Source organism: Kribbella yunnanensis (assembly GCF_039529655.1).
Taxonomy (GTDB): Bacteria; Actinomycetota; Actinomycetes; order Propionibacteriales; family Kribbellaceae; genus Kribbella; species Kribbella yunnanensis.
Map to the genome: position 1 here is coordinate 187,391 of NZ_BAAANF010000003.1, position 15,306 is coordinate 202,696.

A 15,306-nucleotide genomic window follows, 5' to 3' on the forward strand; every position below is an offset into this window, starting at 1 on the left:
GGAGCGCGAGGTGGCGCCGGGGACGAGGACCGGGTGGTCCCCCGCCGACCGCCGGAGAGCGCTCTACCCCGTTCCCGGGTGGGGCCGAACCACCCGGGGACGGAAACGCTCTCCGACGGAAGACGTCTTGGGGTCCCGCTGTTGCGGGACAGTTAGCGGATCTTGCTCCTCAGGTCCTGGCCGACCGCGGTCAGCAACGTGCGCGTGGGCACGTCCTTGACCGTCGCGGCCTGCTTGAGGAACAAGTCGATGGCGATCCGGGCGACCAGCGGCTGCTTGCGCTCGACGGCGCGTTCCGCCAGCCCGAGCTGCACCTTCATCACCGTGGCCGAACCGGCCGTGATCTTCCCAGCGGCGCGGAAGCGCTCTACGAGCTTCACCGCCTCCGGGTACGACGAGACAACGGTGAACGGCACCGTGGTCACCGACTTGTTGCCTGCAGCATCGAGTGCGGCAGCGGTCAGCTTGTGAGCGCCGAGGCCGAGCACAGCCCCGTCAAGCTTCCCGCCGGCCGGTACGGGCTTGCCGTCGATCTCCAGCGTGACTCCGGCCGGGCCGGAACCAGCATCTGCAGCCTTGGCACTGACCGTTGCCGTCGAAGCGACCCCGAGCGAAGCACCGGACGCGAGACCACTCACCGTCGCGGTCGGCGCCGTACGGTCGATCTTCACCGTCACACTCGACGGCTCAGATACGTTGCCGGCGGTGTCGGACGCCCGCACCTGCAAGGTGTGGGTGCCATCAGCGGTGAACTTCACCGGAGCCGTGTACTCCGACCAGTTGCCGTCGCCAACCTTCTGCTCCAGGTACGTCTGACCACCTTGGTCGTCCGTCCCGAGAGCGGTTGCCGTGACCTCGTCGATCCACCAACCAGCCTGACCGCTCGGCGTGGATGGGTTCAGCGACAGCGCCACGGTCGGCGCGGTCGTGTCCCGAACCAGCTTGAAGTACTCGAACCGAGCCGTCTTCGAAGCCGTCTGGTCCACCCCGAACGCATAGACCCCGAACTTCGCCCCGGTCGCCAGCGCAGTATTCGGCACCGACGGGAGAGCCGTCCAGGTCAGCCCGTCCGTGCTGTAGGAGCCGGTGAAGTTCGAGCCCTTCTTGGCCAGCCGGAACCACCAGACACCTTGCGTTGCCCCAGCACTCGGCTGCGGCTGCTGCAGGACATCGCCGACCTCGCTCCGCAACTCCAGACCCCGCGCGACCGGTGAACCCGACGGGTTCGTGGTCAGGTAGTCCAGCTTCACGTAGTTCGCGTCGTCCTTGTAGACCATCAGACCGGCCTGCTGGAACGCCTCGTTGAAGGACGAGCCGTCGACCTTCGTCTCGATCGTCCAGTCACCGTCCGGCGCGGGCTGCAGCATCAGGTTGCGCGGGTTCGTCGCCGTCCCCTGGTAGATGTCGCCCTTGCTGGTGTCGATCTCGAGCCCGTCACCGGTGACCCGGTACGCCGCGGGATCCGGCCGGACGATTCCCGACCAGCGGCACGCGTCGAGCGTCGTACCGGTGAACTCGTCATCCGGTGCCGGCTGCTCGGCGGTGTCGTCCGGCGTCAGCTGGAAGTAGTCGAACGCGGCCGTGATCGGCAGCGCCTCGGCCCGGTTCGCCAGCCCGAACACTCCGATCCGCGGGTTCGAGATCCCGGCCAGCTGCTTGGTCTCCGGCATCTCCGTGAACGTCGCGCCATCGGCGGAGTACGACGCCTTCAGGTTCGCGCCGTCGGAGGTGAACCGCACCCACACGGTGTCCGGGTACGCCGCACCCAGGTTGGCCGTGTTCGATCCGGAGACCTCGTTCGGTACGCCGTTCTCCTCGCGGATGAACTGGAAGATCCGGTCGTTGGCCGACGGCGCACCGGTCGAGCGGCCCTGGATCACCATCTTGGCGTAGTTGTCGTCATCGCCGTACAGGAGCAACCCGGCCTGCTGATACGCCAATCGCGTCGGCATGGTCAGCTTCGTGGTCGCCTGCCAGCCACCGGCCGGCAACGGCTGCAGCACGAGGTTCGGAGTCCCCGTGTTACCCGTGCCGTAGATGTCCGTTGCGGTCAGCGGCAACTTCAAGGTGCCATCGGCAACCGACATCTCCTGGTTGCCGCGGACAACCGATGACCAGCGGCTCGTGTTCAGCGCAGTTCCGTCGAACCCGTCGGAGCGTCCGGTCAGACAGGTCGGCAGCGCCGGCGAATCCACCGTCACCACGACCTTCGCCGTACCGACTCCACCGCGGGAGTCCGTCACGGTCGCGACCGCAGTGTGCGTCCCGGCCGTCGTGTAGGTGTGACTGACCGAGGCTCCGGTCCCCGTCCCACCGTCACCGAAGCTCCACGCGTAGGCGAGCGGCAGATCGCCTTCCGGATCGGTCGCGGCCGCCGTGAAGTCGACCTTGAGCGGCGCCTTGCCCTGTGTGGTCGAGGCCTGGATCGTCACCGCCGGGCGCTCGTTCTCCGTGACGCCCTTGCCGATGAACTTCACCCAGTTGACGTTGAGCTGCCCGGTCGTCTTCACGAAGTACAACGGACCGCTCGTCAGCGACGCACCGCTCACCGGCGCGGTGAAGTTGCTGTACGTCTGCCAGGCACCGGTCGGCGTCACCTGGATGGTGGCGACGATCGGGCCGTCAGTCGGCGAACCCTGCCGAACCTGCACAGTCGCACCGGCATCGGGTGAGGCCGCCCGGAGCTGAATCTGACCGATGTTGGTCAGGTTCATGGTCTTCCAGCCCCACCAGTCGCCGTCCTCGATGAAGCCGATGTTCTTCCCGCCACCGGCAGTGTCACCGGTGTCTTCAGCCTGTACGCCGCCACTCGCGCCCGGACCGCCGGTTTCGTTGTAGTACTCGGCTTCGCGGGTCTTCGGGTGCAGCTGAATGATCTTCTCGGTGGTGATCCGGCCGGTCCCCGGTGCGCCCTTGTCGGTGTACTTCACCTTGATCAAGCCGAAGATGTTCGCCCCGACGTGGCCTTGGTCGCCGTTGACCGGGATGACCGCCCCACAACCGCGGTATTCCTCGTAGTCGTGCGCGTGCTCGTCGTGCCCGAGCGCCGGCTTGGTGATGACGTCGTTGCAGTCGACCGTACCGTCCTCGGGGTCGGTAACAGTGACCTTGTACCGAACGGTGTCACCGAAGTCGAAGAAGCCGCCGTCCGGCGGAGCCTCGACGGTGATCGTCGGTGCGGTGTTGCCGGCCGTGATGCTCTGGTTCGAGACCGCCGTCCGGCCGTCCGAATCCGTCACGGTCAACCGCGCCGTGAACACGCCCGGAGCCGTGTAGGTGTGCGACGGCTTCGGCTCGGTGCTGTCCGTCGTACCGTTGCCGTCGAAGTCCCACGCCAGCGTGATCGGCTGCCCGTCGGGGTCGCGCGACCCGGTCGAGTCGAAGGCGACCACGAGCGGAGTCGGCCCGGACGTCTTGTCGGTCGAGAACTGGGCGATCGGCGCCCGGTTCCCTTGGACATAGTCGATTCGGTAGAGACCTGAGTCGGCATTGTTACCGCCGAAGCCACTCCCCCACTCGATCACGTAGAGAGCGCCATCCGGTCCGAACTGCAACGCGTGCGGACGGATGAAGCTCTGCTTCTGCAGCATCCGGGACACGTCGCTGACACCGGTCCGCTCGTCGTTCAGCTGGACCGAGAACAGCCGGCTGTCGTTCCAGTCGGCGAACACGGCCTTGCCGTCGAAGTACGCCGGCCACTTGCGATCCGACGTACTGGCAGCGTCGAACTTGTACGCACCGCTTGTCATCGGCGCGCCGCTGCCGCCGATTTCCGGAACACCCGTGGTCGACTTGCCCATCCACAGCGCGGCCGGGATTGCCGCCGGCAACTGGGTGACGCCGGTGTTGTTCGGCGAGTTGTTGACCGGGGCGTTGCAGTTGAAGGTCGCTCCCGAGGTACCGGTCGCGAAGTCGTGATCGTTGTACGGCGTATTGGCGCCGACGCAGTACGGCCAGCCGTAGAACCCGGGCTTGTCGAGGACATCCCATTCGACCCGCCCATCCGGGCCACGAGTCGGTGACACCTGGCCGGCGTCCGGACCGTAGTCGGCGACGAAGAGGTGGTTGGTAGTGGGGTCGATGCCGATCCGGAACGGGTTCCGGAAGCCCATCGCGTAGATCTCCGGCCGCGTCTTCGCCGTACCGGGCGCGAACATGTTGCCGTCCGGGATCGTGTACGACCCATCCGCCTCAGGGTGGATCCGCAGGATCTTGCCGTTCAGCACGTTGCTGTTCGCGGAGCTGCCCTGCGAATCCCAGGCCCCACGACCCGCACGCTCGTCGATCGGCGAGTAGCCGTCGGAGTCGAACGGGTTGCGGTTGTCGCCGGTGGCAACGAAAAGGTTGCCGTTGCCATCGAACTCCAGCGCACCACCAGCGTGACAACACTGATCGCGCTGCGTGTCGACCCGAAGTACCTGCTTCTCGCTCGCCAGGTCAAGAGTGTCACCAGTCACCTTGAACCGGGAGACGCGGTCATGCGGATCGGCCGCGGCCGGCGAGTAGTACAGATAGAGGAAGCCGTTGGTGTCGAAGGCCGGGTCGAGCGCGATCCCGAGCAGTCCGAACTCCTGGCCCGTATAGACGCTCAGCGTCCCCGCAGTCACCACAGTGCCATCGGTCTTGACGATCTTCACCGCACCGTTGCGGTCGATGTAGAAGACCCGGCCGTCCTTGGCGATGCTCAGTTCCATCGGGTTCGACGTGTTGTCGTCGAGCGTGACCTTCTGGTAGCCGTCGCTCAGCGAGGCACCACAGTCGGCAGGCTGCACACCGGCGGCCGTCTTGATACCGCCCAGCAGGACCTTGCGGAACGTCGCGTCGGCGAACGACTCGATCGTGTGACCCATGCCCGTGTACCAGGCGCGACCGCCGTCGTAGTCCTGACACCACGTGATCGGGTGCTCGACGCCCATGTTGCCGCCGGTGTACGTCGATTCGTCCAGCGACTCGAGCACGTGCACGGTTCCACGCGGGTTGGTCTTGTAGTTGTACCACTCGTCCGTACGCTGCCACCTGGTCGGCGCCTCGGCGGTCGACGGGTGCGCGTGGTCCTCGGTCTTCACGGTCGCGGTCGGCGTACCGGGCGGGTGGCTGTCGAAGTAGCTACCGACGAGCTTGCCGTACCACGGCCAGTCGTACTCCGTGTCCGACGCGGCGTGAATACCGGCGTAGCCGCCACCACCGCGGATGTAGCGCTCGAACGACGCCTGCTGCTCGGCGTTCAGTACGTCGCCGGTCGTGGACAGCCAGATCACGACCTCGTACTTGGCCAGCTCGGTGTCGTTGAACATCGAGGCGTCCTCGGTCGCGGTGACCGTGAAGTTGTTGCCGGCGGCCAGGTCTTTGACCGCCTGGATCCCGGCCGGGATCGAATCGTGCCGGAATCCCGTTGTTTTACTGAAGATCAGGGCGTTGAAGGTCTCATCGCCGTGCCCGGGGTGCGCCCGGGCAGGTAACGGGACCAGCAAGGCCGCGACCAGGGCGAGCACGAGGGCACAGACATACGTGCCGTGCCTGCGTAGCTGGATCATGCGGAGCTCCTCATGGGTCGGATAAGGTGCGCGCTCCTGCTATTCCCGTGCTCTGCCCGGCGCGGGACGTGGTATTGCCTTGCTACGAAGGGACTAGCGAACGCCGAGCAGGTGCTCCATCGCCAGCTGGTCCAGCTTCTCGAATCCGAGTCCGCGCTCGGCCAGCGCGTTCGGGTCGTAGGTCTGGGAACGGAGGTCGGGCAGTGACTCACCCTCGGCCAGGGTGGGTTCGGACAACTCCGCGACGCGGGCCGCGGCCAGCGCCTCGGTCACCTCCGGGTCGGCCCGGAACGCGGCCACCTTCTCCCGCAGGATCAGGTAGTTGCGCATACAGCCCCGCGCGGTCTCCCAGACGCCTTCCTCGTCCTCGGTGCGCGGCGGCTTGTAGTCGAAGTGCACGTACCCGTCGTAGCCGGGCCGGTCCTCCGAACCATTCAGTACGTCGACGGTCCAGAACGCCTCACGGAGATTCCCGGCCCCGAACCGCAGGTCCTGGTCGAACCGCGGACCGTGCTGTCCGTTGAGGTCGATGTGGTACAGCTTCCCGTGCCACAGCGCCTGGGCGATCCCGTGCGCGTAGTTCAGGCCGGCCATCTGCTCGTGCCCGACCTCGGGGTTAATCCCGACCAGTTCCGGGTCCGCCAGATCGTTGATGAAGGCAATCGCGTGACCGATCGACGGCAGCAGGATGTCACCGCGCGGCTCGTTCGGCTTCGGCTCGAGGGCGAACCGGATGTTGTAGCCCTGCTCGCGGACGTACGCGGTCAGGATGTCCATCGATTCCTTGTACCGGTCCAGTGCGGCGCGGACGTCCTTCGAGCCGCCGGACTCGGCGCCTTCGCGACCGCCCCACAGCACGTACGTCGACGCGCCCAGCTCGGCGGCCAGGTCGACGTTGCGCAGTACCTTGGCGAGCGCGTACCGCCGTACCTGGCGGTCGTTGGCGGTCAGGCCGCCGTCCTTGAAGACCGGGTGCGCGAACAGGTTCGTGGTCGCCATCTCGACCACGATGCCGGTGTCGGCCAGGGCCTTGGTGAAGCGTTCCAGCGTCTGCGTCCGGGTGCTGTCGTCGGGCACCAGGTCGTCGTCGTGGAACGATATAGCAGCGGCTCCGAGCTCGGCCAGCTTCTCCACCGCGTGGACCGGGTCCATCGCGGGACGAACCGCCGTACCGAAGACGTCGACTCCTTCCCAGCCGACGGTCCACAGACCGAACGAGAACTTGTCAGCTCGGGAGGGCGTATATGCGTTCATGAGGGAATCTCCTGCCATTGTCGGGACGCCGAACTGGCCTCGACCGCGGCCAGCACGCGCTGGACCTGCAGCCCGTCCGCGAACGACGGCGCCGGATCGGTGCCCTCGGCAATCGCAGTGACCAGATCGACGACTTGATGGGTGAATCCGTGCTCGTAGCCGAGCAGGTGACCGGGCGGCCACCACGCTTCGACGTACGGGTGGGCGGCCTCGGTGGCGAGGATGCGACGGAAGCCGGCCGTCCGCGCATCCTCTCCTGCGTCGTAGTAGTGCAGGAGGTTCATGTCCTCGAAGTCGAAGGCAAGACTGCCCGCACTGCCGTTGATCTCGATCCGGATCGCGTTCTTCCGGCCGGTCGCGAACCTCGTCGCCTCGAAGACGCCGAGCGCTCCGGAGGCGAACTTCGCCAGGAACACCGCGGTATCGTCGACAGTGACGGGGCCGCGCTCGGTCCCCGCCGTACCGGACAAGCCGGTGTGTTCCGAGGCGGCGACCGGGCGCTCCTTGACGAAGGTCTCGAGCTGACCGCTCACCTCGGCGATCGCGTCGCCGGTGATGAACTGCGTCAGGTCGATGATGTGCGCGCCGATGTCACCGAGCGCACCGGAACCGGCCTTCTCCTTGTCGAGGCGCCACGACAGCGGCGCCTCGGGGTCGGCGATCCAGTCCTGCAGGTACTGCGCGCGGACGTGCCGGATGGTACCGAGCTTGCCCTCGGCAACGAACTGGCGGGCGAGCGCGATCGCCGGGACGCGGCGATAGGTGAACCCGACCATCGACCGGACACCCTGCGCGGCGGCCTTCGCAGCCGCCGCGGCCATCGCCTCGGCCTCGGCGACCGTGTTGGCCAGCGGCTTCTCGCACAACACGTGCTTCCCGGCCTCCAGGGCCGCGATCGCAATCTCCGCGTGGCTGTCCCCCGGCGTACAGACATCAATGACCTGTACGTCGTCGCGGGTGAGCAGCTTGCGCCAGTCGGTCTCGGTCTGCTGCCAGCCGAGTTTGGTCGCAGCAGCCTGTACGGCGTCGGCGTTGCGGCCGCACAGGACGTTCATCGTGGGGTTGATCGGCAGGTCGAAGAACCGTGGTGCACTTCGCCAGGCCTGCGAGTGGGCGGCGCCCATGAACGCATAGCCGATCAACCCGATACCCAAGTTAGACATCTGTCAGCTTTCGAAGGCGGTGGGCAGGTACTGGTCGACGTTGTCCTTGGTGACGACCGGTGCGTACAGCTGGACCTTGCGCGGTACCTCGACCTCCACCAGGTCGCCGAGGGCCTTCTTCTGGACCAGCAGCCGGGCCAGCCGGATGCCGTCGGCACCCTGCGTCGACGGGTAGATGACGGTGGCCTTCACCAGCGACGTACCGGACTTGATGTCGCGCATCACGTTCGCCGAACCGGCGCCGCCGACCAGGAAGAAGTCCTTGCGGTTGGAGTTCTTGATTGCGGCCATCACGCCGACACCCTGGTCGTCGTCGTGGTTCCAGATCGCATCGATCTTCGGGGCCGCCTGCAACAGGTTGGCGGCCGCCTCCTCTCCCGACTCGACGGTGAACTTGGCAGCGACCCGGTTGCTCACCTTCAGCCCGCAGCCTGTCAGCGCGTCCTTGAAGCCCTTGCTGCGGTCCTGCGTCAACGGCAGCGAGTCGATCCCGGCGATCTCGGCGACGATCGAGTCCTTCTTGTCCTTCAGCTGGGAGCAGACGTAGGTGCCGGCCGACACTCCCATACCGTAGTTGTCGCCGAGAACCGTGGTCCGGGCCGCGGCCGGGTTGTTGAACTCGCGGTCGACGTTCACGACCGTGATCCCGGCCTCCATGGCCTTGGTCGCGACCGCGGTCAGCGCCGCGCCGTCGAACGGCAGCAGCACGATCGCGTCGACCTTCTGGTTGATGAAGGTCTCCACCTGACTGATCTGCTGACTCGGGTCGTTGGTGCCCTCGGCAACGAGTAGCTCGACGTCGGAGTACTTCTTCGCCTCGGCCTGGGTGGCCTTGGTGATCGCACCCATCCAGCCGTGGTCGGCGGCGGGGGCGGAGAAGCCGATCTTGACCTTCTTGCCGGGCTCGTCGTTCTTGCCGGCCGACACGCCCTGCGGCGCGGCCTTGTTGTCGGTCTCGGCCTTCGGGGTGTTGCTGGTACAGGCCGCCAAGGCGAGGACGCCGAGTCCGGCAATGGCGATTGTTCGGGCGGAACGGGACATCTTTGTCTCCTTGGCTATGAACTGGTGGTGCGTCTGGCGAGCCGCTGCTGGAGAAGAACCGCGATCACGATGATCACGCCCTTCGCCACCGACTGGGCGGAGATGCTCAGGTTGTTGAGGGTGAAGACGTTGTTGAGGGTGGTGAAGATCAGTACGCCGAACACCGTGCCGACGATCGTGCCGCGGCCGCCGGACAGCAGCGTGCCGCCGATCACCACCGCCGCGATCGCGTCGAGTTCGTACAACTGACCGTGGGTCGAGCTCCCCGTGTTCGTCCGGGCCATCAGCATCACCGCGGCGATCCCGCAGCACAGGCCGGCCAGCACGTACAGCGCCACCGTGTGCCGCTGGACCTTGATACCGGCCAGGCGGGCGGCTTCGGCGTTCCCACCGACGGCGAAGGTACGGCGGCCGAACGTGGTGCGGTTGAGCACCACCCACCCGGCCGCGGCGACCAGCAGGAAGATCCAGACCAGCACCGGTACGCCGATCAGCGAACCGCCGAAGAAGTCCACGAACGAGTTGTCGCTGATGATCTGCGTCCGGCGGTCCGAGATGATCTCGGCCAGACCACGCGCCGCCGCCAGCATCGCCAGCGTCGCGATGAACGGGACGATCTTGCCGTAGGCGATCAGCAGACCGTTCACGAGTCCACAGGCGGCACCTACCAGGAGTGCCGTCGAGACCATGAAGATCCAGTGGTAGTCCGTCGCCAGTTGCTGGGTCGCCAGCGTGGTCGCCCACACCGAGGACAGCGCGACCATCGCACCGACCGACAGGTCGATACCGCCACCGGTGATGACGAACGTCATGCCGATGCTGACCACCCCGATCACCGCGGCCAGCCGCAGGATCGTCAGCACGTTGGGTCCGGTCGCGAAGGTGTCACCCGACGTCGCCACCCCGACGATGCAGAGCACGACCAGGGCTACCACCAGACCGAGGTTCCGGCCGATTCCAGTGCTCAGCAGACCGCTCGATCGTTGGGCTGTCGGCGGGGCGACCGTCGCCTGAGTCGAAGCTGTTGTGTCCGAAGGTGCCTCACTCACACTGAACTTCCCTCCATCACCAGGTCGAGGACTCGGTGTTCGTCAATCTCTTGCGCGGGCCCCGTGTGGACGGCTCGCCCCTCCCGCAGTACGACGACCCGGTCGGACAGACCGAGGACTTCTTCGACCTCGCTGGAGACCAGCACGATCGCTACGCCACTGGCGGCCAACTTACGGACCAGGGCGTAAATCTCGGACCGAGCGCCGACGTCGACGCCCCGGGTGGGCTCGTCGAGCAGGAGCACTCGGCACTCTCGCAGCAGCCAGCGAGCCAGCACAACCTTTTGCTGGTTGCCGCCGGACAGGTTGCGCACCGGCTGATCGACGCCGGGCGGCCGGACGTCGAGCGACTCGGCGAGCTGAGTTGCGGCAGCGCGCTCGGCGTGGTTGTTCAGGAACCCGCCACTGGCGAAGCGCTGCATGGTCGACACGGTGATGTTCTTGTAGACGGCCTCGTCCAGGAGCAGCGCCTGACTCTTGCGCTCCTCCGGTGCCAGGCCGACACCCGCCTTCACGGCGGACTGCACCCAGCCGCCGCGCAACTCGGTGCCGTCGACGCGGACTGATCCGGTCGCGGGCCGACGCGCGCCGTACACGGTCTCGAGGACTTCGGAGCGGCCGGAGCCGACGAGGCCGGCGAAGCCGAGGATCTCACCGGCGCGGACGCTGAAGTTGATCCCGGCGAACTCTCCCGGGCGGGACAGGTCGGTGACCTCGAGAACGACCGGGGCGGTCGTCGGGATCTCGGCGCGGGGCGGAAAGACGTATTCGATCGAGCGTCCGGTCATCAACCGGATCAGCTCCTTGGTCGGTGTCTCTCGCGCGTCGAGGCCGGTGGCGACGGTGGCGCCGTCCTTGAGAACGGTGACCCGGTCGCCGATCTCGCGGATCTCTTCCAGCCGGTGCGAGATGTAGACGACGGCCACACCGCGAGCGGTCAGGCCGCGGATCACGCGGAACAGGTTCGAGACCTCTTCGGGATCCAGTACGGCGGAAGGCTCGTCCATCACGATCAGGCGGGCATCTCTGGAGAGCGCTCTCGCCATGCTCACGACCTGCTGACCGGCCGCCGGGAGCGCGCCGACCTCCCGCCGTACCGGGATCTCGCCGTGCCCGAGACCCTGCAGGATCTCGCGAGCGCGGGCGGAGGCTTCGTGGCGGCGGCTGAAGCCGAAGCGGGCCGGCTCGTGGCCGAGGAAGATGTTCTCGGCCACGGACAGACCGGGGACCAGGTCGAGTTCCTGGTAGATCGCGGCGATCCCGCGCTGGATCGAGGCCGTCGGGCTGTTCAGCTGCACCTCGTCGCCGTTGATCCGGATCGTGCCGGCGTCGGGCTGGTGTGCCCCGGTCAGCACCCGGATCAGGGTGGACTTGCCGGCGCCGTTCTGACCGAGCAGGCAGTGCACCTCCCCGGCGCGGACATCCAGGTCGACCCCGTCGAGGGCCCGGACGCCCGGGAACTCCTTGACGATCCCGGTCATGGTGAGGAGAGCGCTCTCGGTGATCACGCCTCCGTTCTCTGGACTCATGGTGCGACTCCCTGTTCCGTGCGGCCGATCGTGGTGGGGTCGACGAAGACTTGGTCGAGCGCGATCTGCGCGCCGCCGCGAACGGCAGCAGCGAAACCGAGCTCGGAGCGGACCACGCGGCAACCGCCGCCGTCCGGCGCGATCACCCGATCGCGAATGGCTTGTTCGAGCGGCTCCTTGAGCCATGGGCCGAGAGCTGCGAAATATCCGCCGAGCACGAGGACGTCCGGGTTCAGGATGTTCACCAGGATCGCTCCCCCGATGCCCAGCCAGGCGCCGACGTCCTGCAGCGCGGCCAGCGTGCGCGGGTCGCCGTCATCGGCGCGCTGAGTGATCGCGGCCAGTCGCTGCTCGACGTCCAGCGTCGGGTTCCGGACCGGGTCGTCGGCATCGGTTGCCTTGTGCAACAAAGCGCTCAGTCCGACCACGGTCTCCCAGCAACCCGTCCGGCCGCAGCCGCAGGTCCGTCCGTCCGGCGCGACCGGCATGTGCCCGACCTCGCCGCTGTAGCCGCGGCCGCCGCGCAGGAGGTGCCCGTTGGACACGACGCCGCCACCGACACCGACAGCACCGGTCAGCAGCACGAGATCCTGCACCGCTCCATCCTTGCGCAACTCCGAGTACGCCGCGAGTGCAGCGAGATTCGCCTCGTTGTCGATCAGCAGGGAGTACGACGGTTCGCCGAGCCGGGACCGCATTTCCGCAGCGACCTCGAGTTCGCCCCAGCCAAGGTTCGGCGCGAGACTCAGGGTGCCGGTGTCGCCGCGGACCAGACCGGGGACTGCGAGGGTGACGCCGGCGAGTTGGCCGGAGCGCGCTTCCACGGCGGCCAGCACCTCGCGAATCAGGTCGGCCAGGCGATCGAGCGTCGTACCGGGGTCGAGGTGGGCGACATCCACGGGAACGCGACGCTCGAGAACGCTCTCTCCGGCGAGATCGAGGGCGGTGACGGCGAGATAGTCGACGTTGATCTCGGCGCCGACGCCGCAGACGCCGCTGCCGTCGAGCTCGACCAGTTGGCCGGGGCGACCGAGGGCGCGGGTGGAGTCGGCGGAGCCTTCGCGGAGCAGGCCGCGCTCGACGAGCTCGGCGACCAGGCTGCTCACCGTCGCCTTGTTCAGGCCGGTGTCGGCGGCGATCCGGGCGCGCGACTTCGGGCCGGATTCGCGGACGTGGCGCAGGACGACCGACAGGTTGTTGCGGCGCAGGGCGACGTGGTCGGCGGCAACGGCGCGATCTCCGGGACGGCGCCCGTGCGTCAGTGTCATGCCACCACCCCCTACCCTGTGAGCCCCATCACAGACTTTGTCTGTTGAGCCAACAAACTAAGTTTCCGCCAGTTTGGCGTCAAGGGGTTGTCACGATCGATTTCTTGCAACACCCTGTTCACAATTTTCAGCACGCCCTCCGACCCCCGCTCCCGCCCCCAGGAGACCGCCCAATGAAGCTCTCTCGTCGTACCGTGCTCGCTTCGGCCGCCGCCACTGCGGCAGCCGGATCCCTTCCACAGCTCAGTTATGCGGCCAGCCCGCCAGGTGACGTCGTCGGCAAGGTGACCGTCGGATACCAGGGCTGGTTCGCTTGCCCCGGTGACGGAGCGCCGATCAACGGCTGGTGGCACTGGAGCCGCAACTGGGGCCAGCCGCCCTCCCCCAGCAACACCGCGATCGTGAGCTGGCCGGACATGCGCGACTACAGCGCGACGTACCAGACGGCGTACGCGAATCTCGGCAACGGACAGCCCGCGCGGCTGTTCTCGTCGTACGACCAGCAGACCGTGAACACGCACTTCCAATGGATGCAGCAGAACGGCTGCGACACGGCCGCGCTACAGCGGTTCAACCCGACCGGTGGTGAAGGACCGACCCGGGACGCGATGGCGGCGAAGGTGCGCCAGGCCGCGGAACAGTACGGGCGCAAGTTCTACATCATGTACGACGCGACCGACTGGACGAACATGCAGTCGGAGATGAAGACCGACTGGATCAACAAGATGCGTGCGTACACGTCGTCATCGGCGTACGCCTTCCAGAACGGCAAACCGGTCGTGTGCATCTGGGGCTTCGGATTCAACGAGGCCAACAAGGCCTGGCCGGCGTCGGTCTGCCTGGATGTCGTGAACTGGTTCAAAGGCCAGGGCTGCTACGTGATCGGCGGCGTACCGACGCACTGGCGGCCAGGTAACGAGGATTCGCGACCGGGCTACCTCGAGGTGTACCACGCCTTCAACATGCTCTCGCCCTGGATGGTCGGGCGGATCAGCGACGTCGCGGGCGCGGATCACTACTACAACAACGTGAATCAGCAGGATCAGGCCGACTGCGACGCGCACGGGATCGACTATCAGCCGTGCGTGATCCCGGGCGACCTGTCGTCGGGTCACCGGCGGCACGGCGACCTGATGTGGCGGCAGTTCTACAACCTCAAGCGGGTCGGCGTTCAGGGTCTCTACATCTCGATGTTCGACGAGTACAACGAGGGCAACCAGATCGCGAAGACCGCAGAGAGCGCTTCCTGGGTTCCCTCCGGATCCCAGATCCGGGCGCTCGACGAGGACGGTACGGCGTGCACGTCGGACTACTACCTGCGGTTGACCAACGACGGCGGGCGGATGTTCAAAGGCCAGTCCCCGTTGACGCCAACCCGCCCGACCGTGCCGTGGCCGGCCCAGGGCGGGAGCGGTGTGATCTTCTACGAACACGTGGACTATCTCGGCGTCGCCGGCGCAGTCCTTGCTAAGGGCAACTACACCCGGGCTCAACTGGTGGCCGCCGGGGTGCAGGACAACTGGGCGTCGTCGGTGAAGGTTCCGGCGGGCTGGACCGTGACGATCTACGCCGAAGACAACTTCGGCGGCCAGACCTGGGTCCGGACCGCCGATACACCGAACTTCACCACGCTGTCACCGAACGCCAACGACCAGTTGACGTCGGTGCGGATCACCTAGAACAGCTCAAGGCTGTCGCCGGCCGCGGTGATGACGGGGTTCTCCAGGTAGAGGCGGCAGGCGATCGCGTGCCCGGCGCAAGTGTGCAGCGCCGGGCCCGCGGCATCGACCACGCGGTAGGCGACTGGATGCTCACAGCGCTCGACAGCGCCTTCGTTCGGCTGGTTGCAACCAAGGATGTGGCAACTGACGGTCTCACCGACGTTCATCAGGGTGAGGCCGTGATCCGGGCAGACGCCCCAGCCCACACCACAGCTCTCGCCATCGTTGGCAGCCAGCCTGACCAGGCTTCCGGCGGTCGCCTGGAGCTTGCCGGCCAGGGTGCGGAACGTGCTTGCCGCTTGGTCGAGCTCGCGACGAAACTCACGCAGGGCAACGGATTCCGGCATTCCGCGGGTCGCGGCGTCGAGGTTCTCCGACAGCGCCATCGCGGCAACCGCGATCTCGTCGACCCGGACCGGCGTACTGAACTCGCCCAGCGGCGGAACGTCGACCCGCCCGATCGGCCGCTCCGACCAGTGCGCCTCGGTGACCGGTACGTCGGTCTTCGCCGCGCTCGCCTTGCCGTTCGCCGCCGCGTGACCGTTGGTGTCCTTGCCGTTCTTCCCGGCGGCGTGCTCCTTCTTGCCGTTGGCCTGGTCCTTCATACCGTTGGCCTCGTCCGCCGGAACCCGGCTGTCCTGTGCTGCCCGCCCGTTCATACAGCCTCACTCGTCAAGTGCCTGGCTCGCGCCATGCCCGCCCCCTGGTAGTGCCCCGAACAGTGACCCGTGATGGGCACCGGGGCCG

The 15,306-nt window shown here is 67.0% G+C and carries 9 protein-coding genes; 1 reads left to right on the forward strand and 8 read right to left on the reverse strand.

What is annotated here, in order from left to right; translation table 11 throughout:
- Positions 1-152: 152 nt before the first annotated feature.
- The 7 genes from ABD231_RS05630 to ABD231_RS05660 form a co-directional block, all read right to left on the reverse strand.
- On the reverse strand, positions 153-5,534 hold the full coding sequence (locus ABD231_RS05630; protein WP_344146029.1) for a ThuA domain-containing protein: 5,382 nt from the start codon (positions 5,532-5,534) through the stop codon (positions 153-155).
- Between the two features lie 93 nt (positions 5,535-5,627).
- Entirely contained in the window at positions 5,628-6,788 is a 1,161-nt protein-coding gene (xylA, locus tag ABD231_RS05635) for a xylose isomerase (RefSeq protein ID WP_344146032.1), read from the reverse strand.
- Positions 6,785-7,951 (reverse strand): Gfo/Idh/MocA family protein, encoded by a 1,167-nt coding sequence (locus ABD231_RS05640; RefSeq protein WP_344146035.1) that lies wholly within the window; start codon positions 7,949-7,951, stop codon positions 6,785-6,787. Before ABD231_RS05640 ends, xylA begins: the two co-directional genes overlap by 4 nt.
- Before the next feature lie 3 nt (positions 7,952-7,954).
- Positions 7,955-8,992 carry a substrate-binding domain-containing protein gene (locus ABD231_RS05645; RefSeq protein WP_344146038.1) on the reverse strand — a complete coding sequence of 346 codons (1,038 nt, stop codon included), beginning with the start codon at positions 8,990-8,992 and terminating at the stop codon, positions 7,955-7,957.
- A gap of 14 nt (positions 8,993-9,006) precedes the next feature.
- Positions 9,007-10,041, reverse strand: coding sequence for an ABC transporter permease (locus tag ABD231_RS05650; RefSeq protein ID WP_344146041.1), 1,035 nt, complete (start codon positions 10,039-10,041; stop codon positions 9,007-9,009).
- Positions 10,038-11,570: a sugar ABC transporter ATP-binding protein gene (locus tag ABD231_RS05655; RefSeq protein ID WP_344146044.1), complete on the reverse strand. Its 1,533-nt coding sequence runs from the start codon at positions 11,568-11,570 to the stop codon at positions 10,038-10,040. Before ABD231_RS05655 ends, ABD231_RS05650 begins: the two co-directional genes overlap by 4 nt.
- A complete protein-coding gene (locus ABD231_RS05660) occupies positions 11,567-12,838 on the reverse strand; it encodes an ROK family transcriptional regulator (protein WP_344146046.1) in 1,272 nt (423 codons plus the stop codon). Before ABD231_RS05660 ends, ABD231_RS05655 begins: the two co-directional genes overlap by 4 nt.
- Before the next feature lie 173 nt (positions 12,839-13,011).
- Between ABD231_RS05660 and ABD231_RS05665 the strand changes: the two genes are divergently transcribed.
- Positions 13,012-14,517, forward strand: coding sequence for a glycoside hydrolase family 99 protein (locus tag ABD231_RS05665; RefSeq protein ID WP_344146049.1), 1,506 nt, complete (start codon positions 13,012-13,014; stop codon positions 14,515-14,517).
- Here ABD231_RS05665 and ABD231_RS05670 read toward each other — a convergent pair.
- Positions 14,514-15,218 (reverse strand): hypothetical protein, encoded by a 705-nt coding sequence (locus tag ABD231_RS05670; protein WP_344146052.1) that lies wholly within the window; start codon positions 15,216-15,218, stop codon positions 14,514-14,516. The two genes, ABD231_RS05665 and ABD231_RS05670, sit on opposite strands and share 4 nt — an antisense overlap.
- Positions 15,219-15,306: the final 88 nt, after the last annotated feature.

Bases quoted from the DNA above. Each gene is read 5' to 3' on its own strand.
- ABD231_RS05630 (WP_344146029.1), bottom strand. From the start codon at position 5,534: ATGATCCAGCTACGCAGGCACGGCACGTATGTCTGTGCCCTCGTGCTC.
- xylA (WP_344146032.1), bottom strand. From the start codon at position 6,788: ATGAACGCATATACGCCCTCCCGAGCTGACAAGTTCTCGTTCGGTCTG.
- ABD231_RS05640 (WP_344146035.1), bottom strand. From the start codon at position 7,951: ATGTCTAACTTGGGTATCGGGTTGATCGGCTATGCGTTCATGGGCGCC.
- ABD231_RS05645 (WP_344146038.1), bottom strand. From the start codon at position 8,992: ATGTCCCGTTCCGCCCGAACAATCGCCATTGCCGGACTCGGCGTCCTC.
- ABD231_RS05655 (WP_344146044.1), bottom strand. From the start codon at position 11,570: ATGAGTCCAGAGAACGGAGGCGTGATCACCGAGAGCGCTCTCCTCACC.
- ABD231_RS05660 (WP_344146046.1), bottom strand. From the start codon at position 12,838: ATGACACTGACGCACGGGCGCCGTCCCGGAGATCGCGCCGTTGCCGCC.
- ABD231_RS05665 (WP_344146049.1), top strand. From the start codon at position 13,012: ATGAAGCTCTCTCGTCGTACCGTGCTCGCTTCGGCCGCCGCCACTGCG.
- ABD231_RS05670 (WP_344146052.1), bottom strand. From the start codon at position 15,218: ATGAACGGGCGGGCAGCACAGGACAGCCGGGTTCCGGCGGACGAGGCC.